The 21,147-nt window shown below is 38.9% G+C and carries 15 protein-coding genes and 1 pseudogene; 5 read left to right on the top strand and 11 right to left on the bottom strand.

All coding sequences use genetic code 11. The features are described 5' to 3' along the window. Window positions 1-13: 13 nt before the first annotated feature. The 9 genes and pseudogenes from VXN63_RS07195 to gnd form a co-directional block, all read right to left on the bottom strand. Window positions 14-871: a sugar ABC transporter permease gene (locus tag VXN63_RS07195; RefSeq protein ID WP_327757348.1), complete on the bottom strand. Its 858-nt coding sequence runs from the start codon at window positions 869-871 to the stop codon at window positions 14-16. A gap of 1 nt (window position 872) precedes the next feature. Beyond that, window positions 873-2,204: a sugar ABC transporter permease gene (locus VXN63_RS07190; RefSeq protein ID WP_327757347.1), complete on the bottom strand. Its 1,332-nt coding sequence runs from the start codon at window positions 2,202-2,204 to the stop codon at window positions 873-875. 81 nt (window positions 2,205-2,285) lie between these two features. After that, a complete protein-coding gene (locus VXN63_RS07185; RefSeq protein ID WP_327757346.1) occupies window positions 2,286-3,569 on the bottom strand; it encodes an extracellular solute-binding protein in 1,284 nt (427 codons plus the stop codon). Window positions 3,570-3,682: 113 nt separating this feature from the next. Next, window positions 3,683-5,443 (bottom strand): glycoside hydrolase family 13 protein, encoded by a 1,761-nt coding sequence (locus tag VXN63_RS07180; RefSeq protein ID WP_327757345.1) that lies wholly within the window; start codon window positions 5,441-5,443, stop codon window positions 3,683-3,685. A gap of 142 nt (window positions 5,444-5,585) precedes the next feature. Continuing rightward, a pseudogene (locus VXN63_RS07175) lies at window positions 5,586-7,358 on the bottom strand (glycoside hydrolase family 13 protein); the annotation flags it as partial. 4 nt (window positions 7,359-7,362) lie between these two features. Beyond that, window positions 7,363-9,057: a glycoside hydrolase family 13 protein gene (locus VXN63_RS07170; protein WP_327757343.1), complete on the bottom strand. Its 1,695-nt coding sequence runs from the start codon at window positions 9,055-9,057 to the stop codon at window positions 7,363-7,365. A gap of 145 nt (window positions 9,058-9,202) precedes the next feature. Continuing rightward, the gene (locus tag VXN63_RS07165) at window positions 9,203-10,162 is read right to left on the bottom strand and encodes a LacI family DNA-binding transcriptional regulator (RefSeq protein WP_442915300.1); all 960 of its coding nucleotides are present in this window, start codon (window positions 10,160-10,162) and stop codon (window positions 9,203-9,205) included. Between the two features lie 384 nt (window positions 10,163-10,546). Then, complete coding sequence (gene gntK / locus VXN63_RS07160) at window positions 10,547-12,088, bottom strand: gluconokinase (protein WP_327757341.1); 1,542 nt, start codon at window positions 12,086-12,088, stop codon at window positions 10,547-10,549. Window positions 12,089-12,198: 110 nt separating this feature from the next. After that, the gene (gene gnd / locus VXN63_RS07155; RefSeq protein WP_327757340.1) at window positions 12,199-13,101 is read right to left on the bottom strand and encodes a phosphogluconate dehydrogenase (NAD(+)-dependent, decarboxylating); all 903 of its coding nucleotides are present in this window, start codon (window positions 13,099-13,101) and stop codon (window positions 12,199-12,201) included. A 144-nt stretch (window positions 13,102-13,245) separates the two neighbouring features. On the opposite strand from gnd, the gene VXN63_RS07150 reads away from it, so the two are divergent. From VXN63_RS07150 to VXN63_RS07130, 5 genes are all read left to right on the top strand, one after another. Continuing rightward, window positions 13,246-14,097 (top strand): MurR/RpiR family transcriptional regulator, encoded by an 852-nt coding sequence (locus VXN63_RS07150; RefSeq protein ID WP_327757339.1) that lies wholly within the window; start codon window positions 13,246-13,248, stop codon window positions 14,095-14,097. 18 nt (window positions 14,098-14,115) lie between these two features. Beyond that, the gene (locus VXN63_RS07145) at window positions 14,116-14,457 is read left to right on the top strand and encodes a MurR/RpiR family transcriptional regulator (RefSeq protein ID WP_327757338.1); all 342 of its coding nucleotides are present in this window, start codon (window positions 14,116-14,118) and stop codon (window positions 14,455-14,457) included. A gap of 10 nt (window positions 14,458-14,467) precedes the next feature. After that, a complete protein-coding gene (locus VXN63_RS07140; protein WP_327757337.1) occupies window positions 14,468-14,884 on the top strand; it encodes an SIS domain-containing protein in 417 nt (138 codons plus the stop codon). Window positions 14,885-15,049: 165 nt separating this feature from the next. Next, window positions 15,050-16,663: a PTS transporter subunit EIIC gene (locus VXN63_RS07135; RefSeq protein ID WP_327757336.1), complete on the top strand. Its 1,614-nt coding sequence runs from the start codon at window positions 15,050-15,052 to the stop codon at window positions 16,661-16,663. 29 nt (window positions 16,664-16,692) lie between these two features. Continuing rightward, a complete protein-coding gene (locus VXN63_RS07130; RefSeq protein WP_327757335.1) occupies window positions 16,693-18,021 on the top strand; it encodes a 6-phospho-alpha-glucosidase in 1,329 nt (442 codons plus the stop codon). Window positions 18,022-18,095: 74 nt separating this feature from the next. Here the strand turns inward: VXN63_RS07130 and VXN63_RS07125 are convergent, their stop codons facing one another. Continuing rightward, window positions 18,096-19,412 (bottom strand): amidohydrolase, encoded by a 1,317-nt coding sequence (locus VXN63_RS07125; protein WP_327757334.1) that lies wholly within the window; start codon window positions 19,410-19,412, stop codon window positions 18,096-18,098. Further along, window positions 19,409-21,115 (bottom strand): adenine deaminase C-terminal domain-containing protein, encoded by a 1,707-nt coding sequence (locus VXN63_RS07120; RefSeq protein ID WP_327757333.1) that lies wholly within the window; start codon window positions 21,113-21,115, stop codon window positions 19,409-19,411. The genes VXN63_RS07125 and VXN63_RS07120 overlap by 4 nt, the downstream gene beginning before the upstream one ends. Window positions 21,116-21,147 lie beyond the last annotated feature (32 nt).

The following is a 21,147-nucleotide window of genomic DNA, read 5'->3' as shown; positions in this document are numbered from 1 at the left end:
ATTTTTTCGTACATTAACCTTTCGTCCCACCTGCTGTTAATCCAGATACAAAGTGTTTTTGTAGATAGAAGAACAAAATACAGATTGGTAAAGCAATTAAGATGGCACCCGCAGCGAATAACGTTACACGCTGGTCTCTAGGATTACTGATAAACGTTTGTAGACCAATCGCTACTGTGTATAGTTCAGGTGTTCTGAGTAAGAATCTCGCTAGCATGTATTCTCCAAATGGTCCCATAAATGCCCAAAGCGCTTGAACGGCAATCATTGGTTTAACGAGTGGAAGAATAATTTGCCAGAAAGATCTCAAGTGTCCGGCACCATCAAGTTTAGCGGATTCGTCTAACTCTAATGGGACAGTATCAAAATACCCCTTCATGAGCCAGGTGTTCATCGGTATCCCACCACCGATATAAATAACCGTTAAGAACCAGTGTGAGTTTAGTCCACCAACAAGGAGTGCCATAACGTAGAAAGCCGTCAAAGCCGCTGTTGTTGGAACCATTTGAATAATTAAGAAGAACTTAATACTTTGTTTTCTTCCGATGAAACGATACCGACTATACGCGTAACCTGCTAATGTGATTGCGGCTACTTGAATGATCATAGTAGTTCCGGCAACTTTTAAGGTATTCAAGTACCAGGTACCATAAAGCGTATTATTGAATAATCGTGAGAAGTTTGCCAGTGACCAAGGTCCTGAGAAATTTAAATCGAAAGCCATAATATTCCCTGTTCTGAACGCGGAAGTAACGGTGATCAAAAGAGGGTAAATAATCACGATCGACATACCGATTAAATACGCATAAGAAAAAAACTTGTTCCAGAAACGAGAGTTTTTCTGCGTTTTAATTCGTTTGGATTTTTTCATGTTAATCCTCCATTTCAAAAGCACGTGTCCGACTGAAAATGACCATTGAAATCGTAATGACAATTGCAGAAATGATCAATGTAACGGCTGCTGATATGTTATATTGCGGAGATGTTCCGGTCGTTAACTTGTAGATCCATGAAATCAAGATATCTGTCGATCCTGCTCCACTTCCCACGCTTCCGGGACCACCTTCATTAAACAGATAAATCAAGTTGAAGTTGTTGAAGTTTCCTGTATATTGTGTGATAAAGATGGGTGCAGCCACTGCGAAAACATGTGGCATTGTGATATGTCTAAATTTTTGTAAAGCAGTTGCACCATCAATAACAGATGCTTCATACCAGTCATTTGGTATAGACTGTAAAATTCCTGACGTTAAAACATAAATATAAGGATAACCTACCCAGCCTTGGATCATGATGATTGCAATCTTTGTCCAGAACGGATCAGTCTTCCAAGAAATTGCAGGAATTTCAAGAAACGGAATCAGCTGGTTAAAGAACGGGATAACCTGTGTGTTGATTGCTCCAACACTTGGGTTGAAGATATTTGAAAAAGTCAGAATGGTAATAAACGCTGGAACTGCCCATGGTAATAGCATAATGACACCAAAGAATCGGTTAAAACGAATGTGCGGTTGATTTAGAACAAGTGCTGTAAACACACCAATGACAAGCTGCAAAGTAGTTGCTGCTAGTGTCCAGATAATCGTCCACGAGAAAACTGCAAAGAACGTATCTCGATAAGTCGTTAGTGTGAAGATACTACTGAATGTCTCAAATCCAACCCAGTCGACGATATTCGCCGGTGGTACATTTTGAAAGTTGTAATTTGTAAAGGCAATAAATATGGTTACCAAAACCGGGAACACAATGGCAAAAATCATAACCAAGTAAGCGGGTATGGTTAGTAAGTAAGGGAAACCATTCTCAAATACACTAATTGCTGTATCTTTGACGGTATAGTTCACCGTGTTCGGACTGATGACTCTTTTTTTAGCAACACGATGCGCATCCATCATGACAGCTGCTGTAAAAATTAAATAGATAACGGTAAGGAGAATTTGAATGGTTCCTTCAATTAGAAGAAATAGCGAGTGGTCTTCTCTAGGAATCGTTCCTAAAGTAATAAGACCTTCTATAGCTCCTGCTCCAAATATGAGGAGTTCAATGACAGCTCCCATAAATACTGCCAAGAACACGATTCCTTTAAACAATTGTTTATTATAAATCTGGCCAAGCCCCGGAATAATGGATAGCCATGTCGCAGTGTGTATCTTTTTTTGATCTTGATCAGAAAGTACGATCTTATCTTTCTTTTTATTCTTCAACTGTTACACGCCCTTTCAATGATAAAAACGGCAGAGATCATCCTACTATCTCTGCCGAATCATCTAGTCTTCTATTAAAGATTAATATTTCTGTTCAATGTTGTCTTGGATAATTTGTACTGCATCGTTTGCTGACTCTTCAGCTGTTTTGTTTCCTGAGCCTGCATCAAACATCATTGATTCAGCACCTGTCCAAACTTCAGCCATTTCTGGGATATTTGGCATTGGTACTGCATTATTATATTGCTCGATTACCGCTACTGCTAATTCATCTTCTCCAGCTTCGTTGATTGCATTACGCGCATTCTGGTTAGCAGGAATTTCGTTTGTGTACTCTTCATAAAGCATCATCATATTTTCTTCATTTGTCACGAAGTCTACGAACGCTGCTGCAGTTTCATAATTTTCAGTGTAAGAAGGAACGACCCATCCTTTACCACCTGCAAATGGTGCATATTCATTTCCACTAGGTAATGTTGGAATGGCTGCTACGCCAAGGTTTACGCCACTATCTCTATAGTTCGCCGCGCCCCATGGTCCGTTAATAACGGCTGCTGCATTGCCTTGGATAAATTGATCATCGATGAAATCGCCGGCACTTGTTACATCAAGCATACCTTCTGGCCATACATCGTTGAACCATTGCTGTGCATATTCAATTCCTTCGATTGCTTCCGGTGAATTTAACCCGATATCGGCAGTATCTTCGCCATCTTCTCCAAATACATATCCACCAAACCCAGAAATCAATCCGTAAGAATTATAAAAGTCTACCCAGTTCGCAAGGAACGCTGTACTTGTATCAGCTTGTCCTGAAAAGGCATATTGTTCGTCTTCTGTAAGAGCTTCCAATTCGTCGAATGTCGCTGGTGCTGTATCCATCAAATCCTTATTGTAAAAAAGGACGAGTGATTCAATAACGAACGGTGTACCGTATACAGTATCATCAACTGTTACTTGTTGTTGATCCGTCTCATCATATCGACCGTCATCGACAAGTGTCATTTCAGATAAGTGACCTTGTTGGCCCATTCCACCGATTCGGTCATAAGGAGATAGAAGAACATCTGGAGATAATCCAGCTGGACCATCTAGAGGTACAGCTTCTAGTGTATCGAACATATCTCGTTCAGATACGGTCACTTCAACACCATACTCTTCTTCAAATGCTGGAGCAATTGCTTCAACGAATTCTACGTAATCTTCTCCAACCCCAACTTCGATTGAACCCCCGATTTCGCCAGTTGCTGCACCTTCACCTTCTGTTTCGCCTTGTGAACCTGAACCACTGTCTGATCCATTTCCACATGCTGCAAGTAATAGTGCTGCTGAACCTGCCATTGCTATTTTATAAAATTTTATCATCTAATTTTTCCTCCTCTTACTTTCTATACCTGTCTACATTTTCAATTATATTTCATTATAGAACCATTGCAACCGTTTTCTCGTTGTTACCGGTATCAGATTTTTATGATCGTTTAAGAGCTGATCTTTTCAAACTTGTAAAGAATATGCGACTCTGGTTTTAACGGTACAAGGCTGTCTACAATAACGGAATGTTGAGATAGCAGATTTTCTACTTTTTTGTCTTTCAGTTCGCTCAATTCAATCCACTTTTGCTCGCTAGATTTGTTGATTAAAAGATAGAGCGCATACGTTTCAGTTTCTTTTTTTAAAACCAATACATCGTTTTGGACTTCAAGAAAGGTAAATCGGTTTCTAGCAAATAGTTCTTGATCTGATCGTCTCAACCTAGATAAAAGCTGGATATGTTCTTTGAAATCCACCGCTTGACTCTTAGTCCACTGCATCGGTTTTCTGTTTTCTGGATCTTCATACCCACTCATACCCATTTCCGTTCCATAGTACAGACAAATAGATCCTGGGAGCAGAAATAGCATAGTGAGACACAGTTCTGTTTTTCTTCGATCGAAACCAGCATACTCATATAATCTCGGTGCATCGTGACTGTCCAACAACGTCAGCATCCCTTGTTGAACGTTTTCTGAATATTGCAACAGCGCCTGTACAAACTGTTCTTGAAAATCAGTTGTAGAAATCCTTCCCGCCGCAGCCCACTCAAGAATCGGTTTACCTAGCGGATAATTCATCACACCATCTAATTGGTCGCCTAAAAGCCAAGAATCTGCGTTATGCCAAATTTCCCCAACAATATAACAATCTGGGTAAGCACTTTTTAAGCGTGATCTCAACAATCTTAAAAAGGCATGGTCAATTTCATTGACTACGTCAAGTCGCCAACCATCTACCCTAAAGTTTTTCATCCAATACATCGCAACATCTATTAAATATTTCTGTACATCTTTATTCAGTGTATTCAACTTGGGCATGTTCGGTGTAAAGTGACGGTAATGCTTGTCTAAACGAATTCCCTCAGCGCTTTTTAGTGGAAATTTTTCAATGTAAAACCAGTCCTTATAAGCTGATTTTTCACCATTATTTAATACATCTTGAAACTGGATGGACTGATCTCCGATATGATTGAATACACCATCCAGTAAAATCTTTATTCCTGATGCATGCGCATCGTCAACGACTGATTTGAACATCTCCTTGCTTCCAAGCCTTGGATCGATTTCAAAATAATTTTCTGTATCGTATCTATGTGTAGTCGGACTTTGAAAAATCGGCGTTAAGTAAATTCCTGTAATTCCAAGATCCTTTAAATACGGTAATTTCTTTCGTATACCTTCTAATGTTCCACTATGGAAATCGTACTGACCTACCTGATCTTTCCTTCCCCAAAAGTCGTTTTCCGGATCATAGAAACGGTCTGGCATAATTTGGTACCAGACTGTTTCTCTAACCCACTTTGGTGCTTTGAATACTTCAGATTCATGTAAATAAGGAAACGCAAAGTAACTATTGATATCATTTTCTATAAATACATCATCTGGAGAAAACCAGCCGCGTTCAAGATACAAAGCTGTTTCTTCAGGAGTTTCTAGTATAAAGCCATAACGCATTTGATGATTAAACGGACGATGTTCAATTTGCCAATAATCATAGAGAGTTGTTTGATAAATTAACTGCATGTTCGTTTGTTCTTTTTTCCAATAGTAACCTTCTGATCCTTTTACCCATCCATCTGGATGATCCGTCAGCAAATAAACACGTTCAATATCTCGCGCAGTTCGAATGGTTAGACATATCGTTTGGACATCTTTCATATAAGCAAATGCACTATTCGCTTTATGATAGACTGCTTGTTTATTCAACGTTTCTCCCCCTTTACCCTAGTGATCAGTTTCTGACCAAATGTGAAGGTGAAACTTTCAATTGTTTCATTCTTTTTTTGGTACGTTGACGTTTTTGTTCTATACGCTCACGTTTTTCAGCTTCTGTATCTAAATGGTAATAAACGACAAATCCATTTTCATGAATGACCGTTTGGTTATCATAATGAACTGTACCTGTTTCTAAAGATAATGCTGCCTCTACTGGAACAGAGTCTAGAAAAGCATCGTCTTTGTCCTGATTGAAGTAGAAAATTAATGATTCATTACCTAATGTGCGTTTGAATCCTATGAGTTGCTCATCGTCTCTAACATCGTGCCAGTCTGTTGCGCCATAAGTTAAGATATTCTGATAATTTTTCCGGAACGAGATTAGTTTTTTGGTAAATTCCAGCATATCTTGATCTTGAAGTGAGTCATTCCAAACCATACATTTTCTACAGTCAGGATCCATGTCCCCATAAAGCCCAATTTCTGTTCCATAATAAATACAAGGTGTCCCTGACTGCGCAAACATAAAGGATAAGGCAGATTTGACTAGTTCTTTATCTCCTTTTGCCTTTGTCAGCAATCTAGGAGTATCGTGTGAATCCAGTAAATTGAACATCACTTCAGAGGTTTGTTGTCTGTATAACATCATCTGTGCGTTCAATCCGGATACCATACGTGAAGGTGAGATGATTTTCTTTAAAAAGTAATTTTCAATATTGTCATTGAAAGCATAATTCATGACTGCATGAAATTCGTCTCCATTTAACCAGTTTTGCGATGAATGCCAGATTTCACCTAAAATATAAATGTCTTCTTTGATCGCTGTCGTTTCTTTGAAGAACTTTTTCCAGAAGAAATGATCTACTTCATTGGCTACGTCCAGTCTCCAAGCATCAATATCAAATTCTTCTATCCAGTATCTTGCGATATCCAATAAATAATCTTGAACTTCTTGATTCGCTGTATTCAACTTAGGCATATGTCCTGTGAAGGCAAAAGTTTCGTAATTGACTCGTCCAACATTTTCCATTTCATCTGTTGTCAATTCTCCAAGGTTCTGTACTGGATAATTATGAATATAGAACCAGTCTGTGTATTTTGAATTCTCTTGGTATTTCAGTACATCTTGCCACTGCGGAGAATGCCATCCCATATGGTTAAACACTGCGTCTAGCATAATCTTGATTCCTTTGTCGTGGGCTTTACTGATTAATTCTCTGAATGTTTCTTTATCTCCAAAGGCAGGATCAATTTCGTAATAGTCTATTGTGTCGTATTTATGATTGGAAGACGCTTTGAAAATGGGGCATAAATAAATCCCATTAATACCAAGGTCTTCCAGGTAATCTAATTGATTAATAATTCCTCTTAAATCTCCACCATAAAAGTCATCTCTAGACGGATTTTCTTTATCCCCCCATGGCAATGTGCCCTCGGGATTAATCGATGCATCTCCGTTTTCAAAACGATCTGGAAAAATCTGGTACCAAACTGTTTCCTTTACCCATTCTGGAGCTTTAAATGCATCAATTTCATGAATATAAGGAATTCTAAAGTAAAAGCTCGCTTCTTGTAAAAAAGCTTCTTCGTATGGATAAACGCCTTGATCAGAGTAAAATACTTCAATGCCGTCTTGGCCGGTTACATGAAATCCATAGGACATTCGGTTAGTTTGTTCGTGGGTATCAATCAGCCAATAGTCATGTAAGTTAGTGCTGGCTATTTTTTTCATTTCCTTACCGTTTTCGTACCATTTATCCGCATCAATTGTGTAAGGATCTCCACTCAATAGTTCTACATGAGCAACATCTCCAGCTTGTGTTCTTAAACGGATGTGGAAATGATTTTTTTCATATAAATAAGCATATTCGCTTTCAGTTCGGTGGTATAGTGCTGCTGTATTCATTTAATTAACTCCCTTTATAGTCTGATTTAATAACAAGTGAAGCATAAGGTGATAAGACGATTTTTCCATTATTGTATGTGTAGTTTCCAACACTCAACGTACTGTCTTGATCTTTAAAATTGGTTAGGTCTAGCAAACTCTCTTGTGGCTCGCCACTTAAATTCGAGACTACAATTGCTTGTTCTTTTTCAAATTGTCGACGATAAGCCATAATTGGACTTTTAGAAATGAGCATCTCGTACGATCCATGCGTGAATAAAGCTGTTTTTTTCAGTTGAATGAGCTGTTTATAAAAGGTTAAAATGCTCGCTGTGTCCGTTTCTTGAGCAGCCACATTGTACGCTGCTTCTTGATTAACTCCACTCCAGGGCTCTATAGTAGAAAAGCCCGCATAATTTTGATCTGACCACTGCATAGCTCCTCTACTCGCATTGATACTGATAGAGCCCAAATAGGTTTGTGCTTCTTCTTTAGTGACTCCTCTATCCAAAAGCGTTGCGTAAACTTCATGAATTCGTTCAATTCGTGTATTTTCCCAACGCTTTAATTCCAAATTCTTCATTCCGATTTCTTCACCGTTTAAAAGAACAGGTACACCTCTTTGCAAGTACATCGTTGTAGCAAGCGTTTTAGCACTTTCTTCCCTAAATTCAGCTGGATCCCCTAATCTGGATACGACTCTTTGCATATCGTGATTGTTTAAGTAAAGGGTCATCTCACTGACTTCTCCAACTTTTCTCTGCCATTCATCCATAACTTGCTTAAAGGCTATAACATTTAACTTCCCTTCCTGATTCTCTAATGGAAATCGGTCGTCTTTTTTTGTCGTATCCATTGGAAAATATTTGAAAGAAACAATCGAATCACATGCTTCTCCTTTAGGAAAGGTGTACTTGACCGCTCTTTCCGGATCAGCGGATGCTGCCTCCCCTAACAAATAAGCGTCTGGGTAAACTTCTCTTATACTTGCAGAAAATTCTCTCAGATAATCATCCACTTGAGGTAAATTAGCAAAAAAGTCTTCTGCACTAATCAGTTGATCAGGATCTGCGTAACGAGCATCCGGATACCCAGGCTCTTTTTCCATGTGGATAAATGCATCAAGTCTGTATCCATCAATCCCTTTTCCCAGCCAGAATTTCGCTATTTTGATCATTTCCTTACGAACTGATTCGTTTTGCCAGTTCAAATCTGGCATTTCTTTGTCAAATAGATGAAAATAGTAATCCCCTGTTTCGGATTCTTTCTCCCAGACAGATCCTCCGAAAAAAGATTTCCAGTTATTTGGTAATTTTCCCTTTTCCTCTTCTTCCTTCCATATGTAGTAGTTTCGGTAAGGATTGTCCGGTCCTTTCAATGCTTCCTGAAACCATTTATGTTTGGAAGATGTGTGATTCAGTACAAGATCAAACAAGATTTTAAGTCCTCTTTTATGGGCCTCCTCAATTAGTATCTCTACTAATTCCATATTGCCGTATTGTGGATCAATGGTGTAATAGTCAGAGACATCATAACCATTGTCCACATGTGGAGAACTAAAAATCGGATTCAACCATATCGTTGTTACTCCTAACTCTTGAATGTAATCAAGCTTTTGGATGACACCTTTCAAGTCCCCAATACCATCCTGATTTGTATCCAGAAAACTTTTTGGATACACCTGATAAATGACTTCTTCGCTATTTATTTGATTGTTCATCAATTAAAGCCCTCCTTATGAAGCGGTTTCATTATCATTCTAGCATCTGTCTTAAAAGAAACAAGGTAATCTTCGATGTTACCGATAACAGAAAAAAACCAAAGCTCACATGCTCTGGTCTTGAATCCATCATATTTTGAATCACTTAAACGGACGGTTCCCGCGTGGTGCCTCCTAATTTTAATTCAGTCTCAAAAATCGCATTTTCTTGAGGAAGACCACCAGCGTTGATTTTGTTTAATACTAATTGTACTGCAGCCGCACCCATTTCATCGAGTGACTGTTTCAAGGTCGTCAAAAATGGGTAAGCAATTTGATCCAAAAACACACCGTCATGTCCGATAATCCCATATTCTTCTGGAATATTACCACCCTGTTCTTGCAATTCTCTACTGATCCCTAAAGCTAATCGATCCGTGGCACAAATGAATAACGTATTCGAATTAAATTCCTGCCAATTTTCTCTAATAAATGTCGCTGAAAATCGTGATCGATTCTCTAGTTTAACAACTTGCTGTTTTAAACCATACATTTCCATAGCGTTTCTGTAGCCCTTTTCTCTAGATAACGCAAAAGGTTCGTTGACATCCATACCAATGAATACAATGGTCTCATAATTTAAAAGTACACCATATTCTACCGCTTTTTCAATACTCTTTTGATTATCGCTATCGACAAAATCATATCCATGGGTATTTTCGCCAAACAACACCATTGGTTTATCGAGTGTGTTTAGCCATTTGTAGTCCGTTTCTCTCATCCCACATACAATGTATCCATCTGAATCCCCGATTTGTGTATTGCGCTTTGTTACTAATTGAAGCCCATAAGAGTGCTTTTCCAATTCATTCGCAATCCCTACAAGCAGTTGCATATAATAAGGTTCTACATAGTCCATTTCTTCCAGTATTAATAGCTTTATGATTTGTGTACGGTTATTGGCTAATGCTTTTGCCATGACATTTGGCTTATAGTTCAATTCTTTCATTGCAGCATGAACCATAATTTTTAATTCTTCTGTTACCCTTTCAGGGTGATTGATGACTCGAGAAACTGTCATTTTAGAAACATTGGCTTTTTTTGCCACATCACTTAATGTTGGCAATAACATCATCCCTTTTCTGATGGCTGATCACCTCGCAATAGCGAATACCGATTTTTGCCATCGTTTTATCCAATTGATTTTAGCATATTCAAATGAAGGTCGCCATGTCTTGTAATAATCGTTCTTTCTAACTCTTGCGTCAAACTAGTTTTATTTTAAGTAGTTAAGTAGAAAAAAAAGACCTAAGAAATCATAACCTATTTAGGTTACTGAAAGTTCCTTTTCGGTCTTTTAAGTAGTCAGATATTTTCTTTATGTTTCATTTGATAGTAATTGTATCCTAGTTGAGCAAAGTATCCAATAATGACTAAAATGACAAGCAAAATATTGATGGTCGGTGAGCATCCGTCCCTATGTGTCATTATCATTATCAAAATCGATAATTCATTCTATTTTTGTGTACTTATTCTGAAACGCCACAACTGACTGATATTCTTGCTCGTACAATCGACTTAGCCGAATGAATATAGGCAATAACTCTTTATAAACGAGTCCTTTTTCTTTATTTGGGTGGTTGATGGATCTCGTCTTGACCATTCTCTTCACTTCGGAAAGATCGTCGATTTCTCCAATCGCAAATAATCCTAGAATCGCTGCACCTAAGCAGGCACTTTCTACTGTTTCTGGAACATGGACTTCATGTCCAAAGATATCTGCAACCATTTGTCTCCAAACTTTCGAATGGGCGAATCCACCGGTGGCACGGACTTCTTTTGGTGTTCCAATTAACTCTTCAAGAGCCAGCAAGACCATATACATATTCATATTAATGCCTTCAAGAACTGCACGCATCATATGGTCACGTTTATGGTGCATCGCAAGTCCGAAGAAGGATCCTCTAGCATTCGCATTCCATGAAGGGGCTCTTTCTCCGGATAAGTAAGGGTGAAACAGTAAACCTTCCGACCCTGCAGCTACTTGATCAATTCGGTCTGTGATCAGGTCATACGGGTTTTGATTTAGCGCTTTTGCCTGTTGTACTTCTTCAGCGCAAAACTCATCTCTTAACCATCTCAATACCATTCCACCATTATTAACGGGACCACCGATGACCCAGTGGTTTTCCGTCAGCGCATAACAGAAGGTTCTCCCTTTCTCATCTGTAATCGGCTTGTCTGTAACGGTTCTGATTGCCCCACTTGTCCCAATCGTAATCGCAACTTCTCCTGGCATAACGGCATCTACTCCTAAGTTTGCTAGGCAGCCATCATTTGCTCCAATGATAAAAGGCACTTCAGGGTCAATCCCCATTTCGTTCGCAAGCTCTGAATTGAGCCCCTTAAACTGTGTCGTTGTCGAAACGAGTCGAGATAAATAATCCGAACTGATTCCCGCAATTTCTAGTGCTTCTTCGTCCCAGTCGAGCGTATACATGTTGAGTAATCCTGTTGCGGAAGCAATGGAATGATCAACAACATATTCTTTGAAAAATACATTGAAAATATATTCTTTTATCCCGATAAATTTAGCTGTCCGTTTAAAAATCTCTGGTTGATCTTTTCTGATCCACAAAATATTCGTTAACGGAGACATCGGATGAATTGGTGTACCGGTTTTTTTATAGAGTTCTAGTCCGGTTTGGCTTTTGATTTCTTCTGCGTAAGGTTCACTTCTTTGATCCGCCCAAGTGATTGAAGGGGTCAAGGGTAATCCCTCATCATCAATCGCGATCAAGCTATGCATGGCAGCACTAAACGAAATGAGCTTCAATGACTTTTTAGAAATCCCGCTTCTATCCATGACCTCTCTGATGGAACGTTTTACAGCTTCTAGTATTTCTGTTGGATCTTGAACAGCCGCTCCCGGTTCTGGTACGTTTAAAGGGTACTCTACCGTAGACTGACTTTTAACTTTACCTTTTTGATCGAATAGGACAGCTTTTGTACTTGTTGTCCCTAAATCGACACCCATCATATATGTGTCCACACTGACTTTCCTTTCCAAATGCAATTCAATATTTCTACTGATGACTTGATTTCATGTATAACTATACCCCTGATTCTAAGTGAACACAAATCAAGATTAATCCGTTTTCATTATCCTTGTTGTTTCTCTACCGCATGTCCACCAAACTGATTTCTTAAAGAAGCAACCACTTTCCCACTAAACGAATCCGTTTCTAAAGAGCGATTTCGCATCATGAGTGATAGCGCAATAACTGGTGCTGCCGTTTCTAGTTCCATCGCTGTTTCCACTGTCCACTTGCCTTCTCCTGATGCCTGAACGACACCTTTGATTTGATCTAATTTAGGATCTTCAGAGAAAGCCGACTCCATCAATTCCATTAGCCAAGAACGAATAACAGAACCATGATTCCATACACGCGCTACTTTTTCATGGTCAAAATCATAAGGACTTTTTTCTAAAATATCAAAACCTTCACTAATTGACTGCATCATTCCGTATTCAATTCCATTATGAATCATTTTAAGAAAGTGACCACTACCGGATTCTCCCGTATAGAGGTAGCCATTTTCTACGGAGAGATCTTTGAATAGCGGTTCTAGTTTTTCGAAAACAAGTCGGTCTCCACCAATCATCGTACAAGCCCCCGCTAAAGCCCCTTCCATTCCTCCACTTGTACCGACATCTACATATGAAATCCCTTTTTCAGCGAGCTTAGAGTATCTTCTTACCGTATCTTTGTAATGACTATTCCCACCATCAATTAGAATATCTCCTTCACCCAAAAGAGGCGTTAATTCAGTAATCAAATTTTCTGTAATATCGCCTGAAGGAACCATCATCCAGATGATTTTCTGATTATCAAAGTGTCTGATCATCTCTTCTATTGTTTCTGCTCCCTGAGCGCCTTTTTCTTCTGCCTGTTTCACTTGTTCCAAATTGACATCATATGAGACAACCTCATGATTTTGTTTGAGCGCATTTTGCATTAAATTGAATCCCATTTTCCCTAGTCCCATAATTGCTAATTTCATATCTTCACCCTCCAAAGAAATATTATTCCATGACGTCAGTATATAAAAGAATATTATTTTATTCAAGTTTAATATAAAAATATTTTCTTTCTCTCTGTTTCTATTTATAATAGAACTACAATTCATAAAGGAGTTAACGAAATCATGGCACCTACTCAAAGCTGTAAAATTAGAATCCGATCACTTTATGCCTCTTTCAGTGAAAAGGAGAAACGATTGGCGGATTATATTTTAAATCATCCTGAAAAAATCATTCATGGAACGATTACACAAATTGCTGCAGACACTCAGTTGGCGGATTCGACGGTCTTCCGATTTTGTAAAAGAATCCAGTATAATGGCTTTCAAGATATGAAGATCGCCTTAGCTTCTGAACAAACAGAGACGCTTCAAGATATTCACGAGCTTGTATCTGTTGATGATGATTCCCGTACGATTATTAGAAAAGTGTTTGAATCCAACATGAAAACACTTGAAGACACATTGACCGTTCTAGACGAAGCACAATTCAAACAAGCCATTGATGTGCTCCTTCATGCAAACAGAATTGAACTATTCGGTTTCGGCGGATCCAACGTAATCGCACTTGATGGGTATCATAAATTCATTCGTACCGGTCTATCCGTTTCTGCGCAAATTGATGCTCACATGCAATTGATGTCTGCCTCCCAACTAACTTCTGCAGATGTGGCTATTCTTATTTCTCACACCGGTCACTCAAAGGATATTCTAGAATTGGTAGATATTTTCAAACAAAATAATGTCCCAACCATTGGGATAACAAGTTTTACCCAGTCACCCTTAAATGATCAAGTCGATTATGCTTTACACACATTGTCCGAAGAAACAGACTACCGTTCTGAAGCGCTCTCCTCAAGAATTGCGCAACTTAGTCTTTTAGATGCGCTTTACGTCAGTATTATGATGCAAATAGAAGAAAAAGGAAAAGCCTCTATCACTAAAGTCCGTAAAGCGATTCAAAATCGTAGAATCTAACAGTAGAGGAGTCTACCCATGATTGATTTAAACAAATTAACAGCTGAAAAGCGTTTAACTTCTCTTGAAGAAGAAATTTTCAAGTACTTCGTTGAACATATCGATACTGTCCAAGAGATGGGTGTCCGAGCTTTGGCTAAAGCGACTTTCACCTCCCCTGCCTCCGTTATTCGCTTATCTAAAAAATTGGGGTATACAGGTTTTACAGATATGTATTATTCTTTGTTACCAATCATAAAAAAAGCTGAATATAGTTCTGTTGATTCAGAAGAAACGATTTTAAGAAACGATTTTAAGCACCGATTTAAAATCAATTATAAGAAACTGCTCAACCGAGACGACGCAACAATTTATCGATAACGTACTACTCTTGAAGCACCAATACATTTTTATCTACGCCACTGGATTTTCACAAATCACAGCAGAATATATTTATAAAAAATTACTCGTACTTGGTAGAAAAGCTATACTAGCGAGTGGCTCTGACTCCATTGGCGTCTTCGAAAATAATTTAGAAGACATCGGAGCCATGATTGTTGTATCTAAATCTGGTGAAACAAAACAAGTTTACCAGAAGCTGCAGACTGCGAAAGAAGCTAATATTTATACAGTTTCTTTTACTCGAGAAGTCGAGAATCGAATTGGTTTATTGTCCGATTTGAATATTCAAGTTTATGATTTCCATAAATTGGATGACCGCAATATGTTACCGAACTTGTTTTTCCCCGGTGTGCTCTTGTCCTTTGAATCCATTGTAGAACAGTATCTGAATCAATCAAATACTTAATCATTTTATGAAACGTGTTTCCTAATCAGGAAACACGTTTCTTTTGTATGTAAAACGCTAACACTATAACCGCTTACACGTTATACTACTCATAACAAAGGTCATTCTTATTCATTTCCGTACTGGACTGAACAGGAATGAACAAAATCGTATTGGAGGAAAATAATGAAAGACAAATTGATGAATGGGATGCAGCGCTTTGCAAAAGCGATGTTCATACCCGTATTGATCTTACCAATTGCCGGTTTACTGATTGCGATCGGGAATCTCTTTACCAATGCACAGTTGATTGAAACTTTTCCGTTTCTAGACAATCCGATCACAATGGGATTCGGAACTGTCTTATCAGGATCTTTGGTCTCTATCTTGACAAACCTTGGACTGATTTTTTGTGTAGGGATTGCAACAGGTCTAGCAGATAAGAAGAAAGCAGAAGCTGGATTTACAGCATTACTAGGCTTCTTAGTTTTCATTTATGCGATGAATAACTTTTTACTCTTCAATGAACTACTTGTCGATCCTGAAGCATTAAGAGGTTCTGGACAAGCCATGGTATTAGGTGTTCAGGTACTGGATATGGGCGTCTTTTTAGGCATTATTCTCGGTGTTGTGACTGCTATTATCCACAATATGTTCGCTGATAAAGAATTTGACAATGCCTTCCAAATTTATGGCGGATCAAGATTCGTATTTATTGTTCTCATTCCTATTGTAGTCATATCCGCTATTTTAATGAGTTACGTTTGGCCAGTTATTCAATCAGGCATTGACTCTACTGGTACATTTATCAATCAAACTGGAAACTTTGGTTTGTTCTTATATGGTACCCTCGAACGATTACTCATCCCAACTGGTTTGCATCACTTGATTTACACACCTTTCTTATATACATCACTTGGTGGTGTCGCTGAAATAGGTGGCGAAGTCTTTGAAGGTGCTCGTAATATTTACTTTGCTGAGATGGCTGATCCATCTATCCGTGTTCTATCTGAAAGTGTCATCTGGGATGCTCGTGGGATCTCAAAAATGTTTGGTCTAGTCGGTGCTTGTTTGGCTATGTATCACACAGCTAAACCTGAAAACAAAGCGAAAGCAAAAGCAATTTTAATCCCAGCAGTTTTTACTTCATTTATTGCTGGTGTAACAGAACCGATTGAATTCTCCTTTATGTTTATCGCGCCTGTCTTATTCGTTATTCACTCTGTTTTGAGTGGTTTAAGTATGGTGACATTGAATTTATTAAATGTCAGAGCCATCGGACCAAACGGTTTTATCGATTTCCTTTTATACAATTTACCACTCGGAATCGAACGTACGAGATGGCCGCTATTCATTCTTGTTGGTGTACTCTACTTTGTTCTATACTACTTGCTCTTCCGTTTCTTGATCACAAAATTCAATTTCCGGACGATTGGACGAGAAGAAGCTACGCAAGAAACCAAACTGTATTCTAAAAAAGATTATCACGCAGCTAAATCTGGTCAAATGGTCAATTCCGTTGTTGGCGATAAAGAGACCGAAAAAGAATCAGGCTCAGCTCCGTTGATTGTTCAAGCACTCGGTGGACCAGACAATATTGATACTATTACAAACTGTTATACCCGATTAAGATTGACCTTGAAAGATCCAGGATTAGTGGATGAACAAACGCTACGTGCTGATACAGGGGCAAGTGGTGTCATTGTAAAAGATCATAATGTACAAGTCGTATACGGCTTACAAGTCAATAGCGTCCGGAGGTCTGTTGAACAGTATCTTGGTCGTGACCCAGAAGAATAAAAATGGAACTCATGGAGGAGAAAAATAAAATGGATAAAAAGTTTTCAGTCGTTATTGCAGGTGGAGGAAGCACATTCACACCAGGAATCGTTCGAATGTTATTAGAAAATCTGGACCGTTTCCCATTACGCACATTGAAATTGTACGATAATGATGAGGAACGACAAGCAACCTTGGGGAAAGCCCTTGCTATTTTGATGAAAGAACAAGCGCCAGATATAGATTTCTCTTTCACAACAGATCCAGAAGAAGCATTCACAGATGTTGATTTCTGTATGGCCCACATCCGTGTCGGAAAATATGCAATGCGGGAACAAGACGAAAAAATCCCTTTAAATCATGGTGTTATTGGACAAGAGACTTGTGGTCCTGGTGGAATTGCATACGGCTTGAGAAGTATCGGTGGAATGATTGAATTAATTGATCTGATGGAAAAATATTCTCCCGACTGCTGGATGCTGAACTACTCAAACCCTGCAGCAATCGTTGCAGAAGCGTGCCGTGTAATGCGTCCTGATTCAAAAGTCCTAAATATTTGTGATATGCCCGTTGGAACACTGAGAAGAATGTCTCAAATCGTTGGTAAAACGCCAGACGAACTAGAAGTGCGTTACTTTGGATTAAACCACTTTGGCTGGTGGACAAGTATCAAAGATAAAAGTGGTCATGAATATCTTGATCAAATTCGCGAGTACGTGGCTGAAAATGGCTATTTGACATCTGTAGAGGTAGAAACACAACATACAGATCCAAGTTGGCAACAAACGCATAAAAAAGCTAAAGACTTACTGGCTGTTAACCCAAGATATTTACCAAATACCTACCTGAAATACTATCTGTATCCAGACGATGAAGTCAGTCATTCTGATTGTTCTTATACACGGGCTAACGAAGTTATGAACGGCCGTGAAAAAGAAGTGTTCGATGCTGCTCGTACCATTACTGAAAAAGGAACAGCTGCTGGTGATGAGTTCCATATCGACAGCCACGCATCTTTTATTGTTGATCTTGCACGGGCGATTGCATTCAACACACATGAGAGAATGTTGATGATTGTTGAAAATAACGGCGCTATCGCTAACTTTCCTGACGACACAATGGTTGAAGTCCCTTGCCTTGTTGGCGTTGATGGACCAGAGCCACTTGCACAAGGTAAAATTCCAGAATTTGAGAAAACGTTGATGTATCAACAAGTTACTGTAGAAAAAATGGTTGTTGAAGCCTATATAGAAGGCAGCTATTTAAAATTATGGCAAGCTCTGACGTTATCTAAAACTGTCCCAAGTGCGGGCGTTGCAAAAGGCTTGCTCGATGACTTAATTGAAGCAAACAAAGGCTTCTGGCCAGAATTAACCTAATCATTGCACCTAATGAAAAGACCCTGTACTGACTAAGCAAATATACTTAGTGAGTCACAGGGTCTTTCTGTGTTTTAAAGACGATCTTTAGCGCTAGCGGTAAAATTCTCCATCTGCTCAAAAAGATTTTGGCGTAATGTATTCAAATTATTTTCATTCAGTTGTTTATTTTTGATTTTTCTCTTCCCATTTATGAAGACATCCTGAACATTACTGGCATTCGCTGAGTAAACTAAGGCCGCATAGGGATCGAATATCGGAAACATATTAACGGATTGTGTTTCGATTAATACGATATCCGCTTTTTTACCAGCTTCCAGTGACCCAACTTTATCTTGTAAACCTAATACTTTTGCCCCGCCTATCGTAGCGAGTTCTACAATCTCAGATGCTAAAAAGGCACCCCTATCTTTTAAAGTGGTTTTATGGAAATTTGCAAAAAGCTTCATTTGTGTAAACAAGTCTAGGGTATTTCCACTGCTTGGACCGTCCGTTCCTAAACCAACCGGTATCCCTTTTTCCAGTAAATCTTTAACTCTCGCTACACCTTTTGCTGATTTCGTGTTCGCCCCGATACAATGCGCAACACTCACTTTATGTTCCTCCAGTAATTCAATATCTTTATCACTCAAATGAATACAGTGAGCCGCTATGAACCTCTTGGTTAATGCACCAATACTAGAGAGAAACTCAACGGGGGTCTGACCAAAAGTATTCTGGAAGTACTCTTGTTCATAGTCCATCTCTGAAACATGCATCGTAATGGGTACTTGATACATTTCAGATAACTGAACCGCTTCTTGCAAAGCTTCTGGACTATTTGTATTAGGGGCATGTGGGGCAATGGCTGGTGTAATGAGTTCATGGTTTAACCACTTTGGAATAAATGTGCGCGCGTAATTAAGTCCTCCATGTGCAGCCTCTGCATCACAAGTTGGAAAATCAATCACAGTTTCTCCTAAAATGGCACGCGACCCCATCTCTTCGGTTGCTTGTGCTATCGCGTCTTCAAAGTAGTACATATCCATAAAAGTTGTCACCCCGGCCAATTGCATTTCTGCAATTGCATATTTCCCGCTGTGATAGGCCAGCTCAGCGGTCATACAGTCCTTTTCTAAGGGAAATAGAAACCGGCGTAAACGATCCGGATAATCATCTCCTAGTGACCGAAAAGGAATCATCCCAACGTGTGTATGGGTATTAATCATCCCTGGCATAGCAATGGCCTGATGCCCATCAATGACTTCTATATCTTCCACCTTTTCAGGAAGATTTTCCATACTCCCAACAGAAGAAATATCACGATCTTCTATTAAAACATAGCCCTTTGGGTATTCACTTTTTTCTATATCCATCGTCAATACGTGAACATTTTTAATCAGTATTTTCATTTAATCTCCTCAATCAGCGGAATTGGAACTTGCGTACGAACATCAAACATGCCCTGGTCCGTTATTTTTAGAACTGGTGAAACGGGTAAAGACAATGTAGAAAAAGACATGATTTCGTTTGTATTGATATATCCCAAATTATTCATCGCTTTGCGTACTTCTTTGAGCTGTTTTCCAGTTTCTTCAATCGGGGCATCTGTAACGATTCCACCAATAGGAAGCGGACAACATCCAGTCAAATTTCCTTCTCTAGTCACAACGTATCCACCCTGCATCTCTAGTACTTTATGTTGTGCCCTTAAGATATCCGTTGCGGAAGTGCCCATCACCATTAAGTTATGATGATCATGTGCCCATGTTGTCGCGATAGCGCCTTTTTCAGTTAAGGCATTTTCTACTAAGCCAAAAGCAATGGCCCCGTTTTTACCGTAACGTTCCATAACTAGAATCAACGCTAATCCACTTGATTCCCAATCCAAAATCCCTTCTCGAATCGGAATGGTTCGCTTTACATGTTCTGTGAACGTTCCTTTCTCTTGAATACGAATCACATTGCACAGTGCTTTTTCGCCCTCGACTTTAATGACTAAATCTTCAGCTTCTAACTTTTTGCAATCAATTGATTGGTAAAAATGAGATGGAAAGACTGGTTTTGTTTCAGGATAGTCAAAAGGATCGCCTTTTTGATGCTTCAACTGCCCATCTTTATATACTTCTGAAATGGTAAGCGTATTTAAATCATCCAGCAACATAAAATCAGCCTTCAACCCAGCAGCAATAGCACCCCTGTCCTGAAATCTCATTCGTCTAGCTGGTGTATACGTACTAATATAAATCGCTTGTTCAACTGACATTCCGCAGTTGATTGCCCCTTTAACATTTGCGTTTAAATGCCCTTCTAACAAATCATCCACGATGATATCGTCTGTTACTAAAGCAATATATTCATAAAATCCATATTTTTTGATTATATCGATATTTTCTTTATTAATCGATTTTTTCTGCAATTCAATAAACATGCCGCTACTAATCTTTTCATAAATCGATTCTGGCGTTTGTTGAGTATGATCAGCTGTAATACCAGCAAACTGAAATTTAGCTAAATCCATTCCCGTCACCCGTGGGACATGTCCTTCAATTGGCATGAAAGGATCTACTTGCTGCGTTTCTTTTAACAGCTGGCGAATGAGAGAATCTGGTTCACTCACTATTCCTTTGAAGTTCATCGCTTCTCCTAGTGCAATGATTTGTGGAGAAACTAATAGCTCCCGAACTTCATCTAAACCGACTGTTCCACCCGTTGTTTCCATAGCAGTCGTTGTGGAAGGTACTGATGAAGGAATGGCATAAAAGATATCCATCTCTGTTTTTTCTTCCAAAAAAGATTGAATCCCTTCCATACCAAAAACGTTTGCGATTTCATGCGCATCCGCTACAACTGTTGTGACGCCATGTGCCAATCCTGCTTTCGAAAAGATAGAAGGTGGCATCATAGAACTCTCAATATGCATGTGAATGTCTATCAGTCCTGGAATCATGTATTTTCCTTCAGCGTCTACTACTTGCTTGGCTGTCAGCTCCTCTAATTCCTTTTGACCGATATAAAAGAACTTTCCTTCTAAAATAGCGACAGTTTTTTGTTCGAATGTTTTCAAAAAAGTGTTGTATACTTGTGCATGTTTAACGATCAGATCGATTTCCATTTCACGGGTCACTCCTATATCCGTATTCTAAA

Source organism: Marinilactibacillus sp. XAAS-LB27 (genome assembly GCF_036039175.1).
Lineage (GTDB): Bacteria > Bacillota > Bacilli > Lactobacillales > Carnobacteriaceae_A > Marinilactibacillus.
The sequence above is the reverse complement of the archived record's forward strand: the minus strand, read 5'-3'. Positions and strand labels throughout refer to the sequence as shown.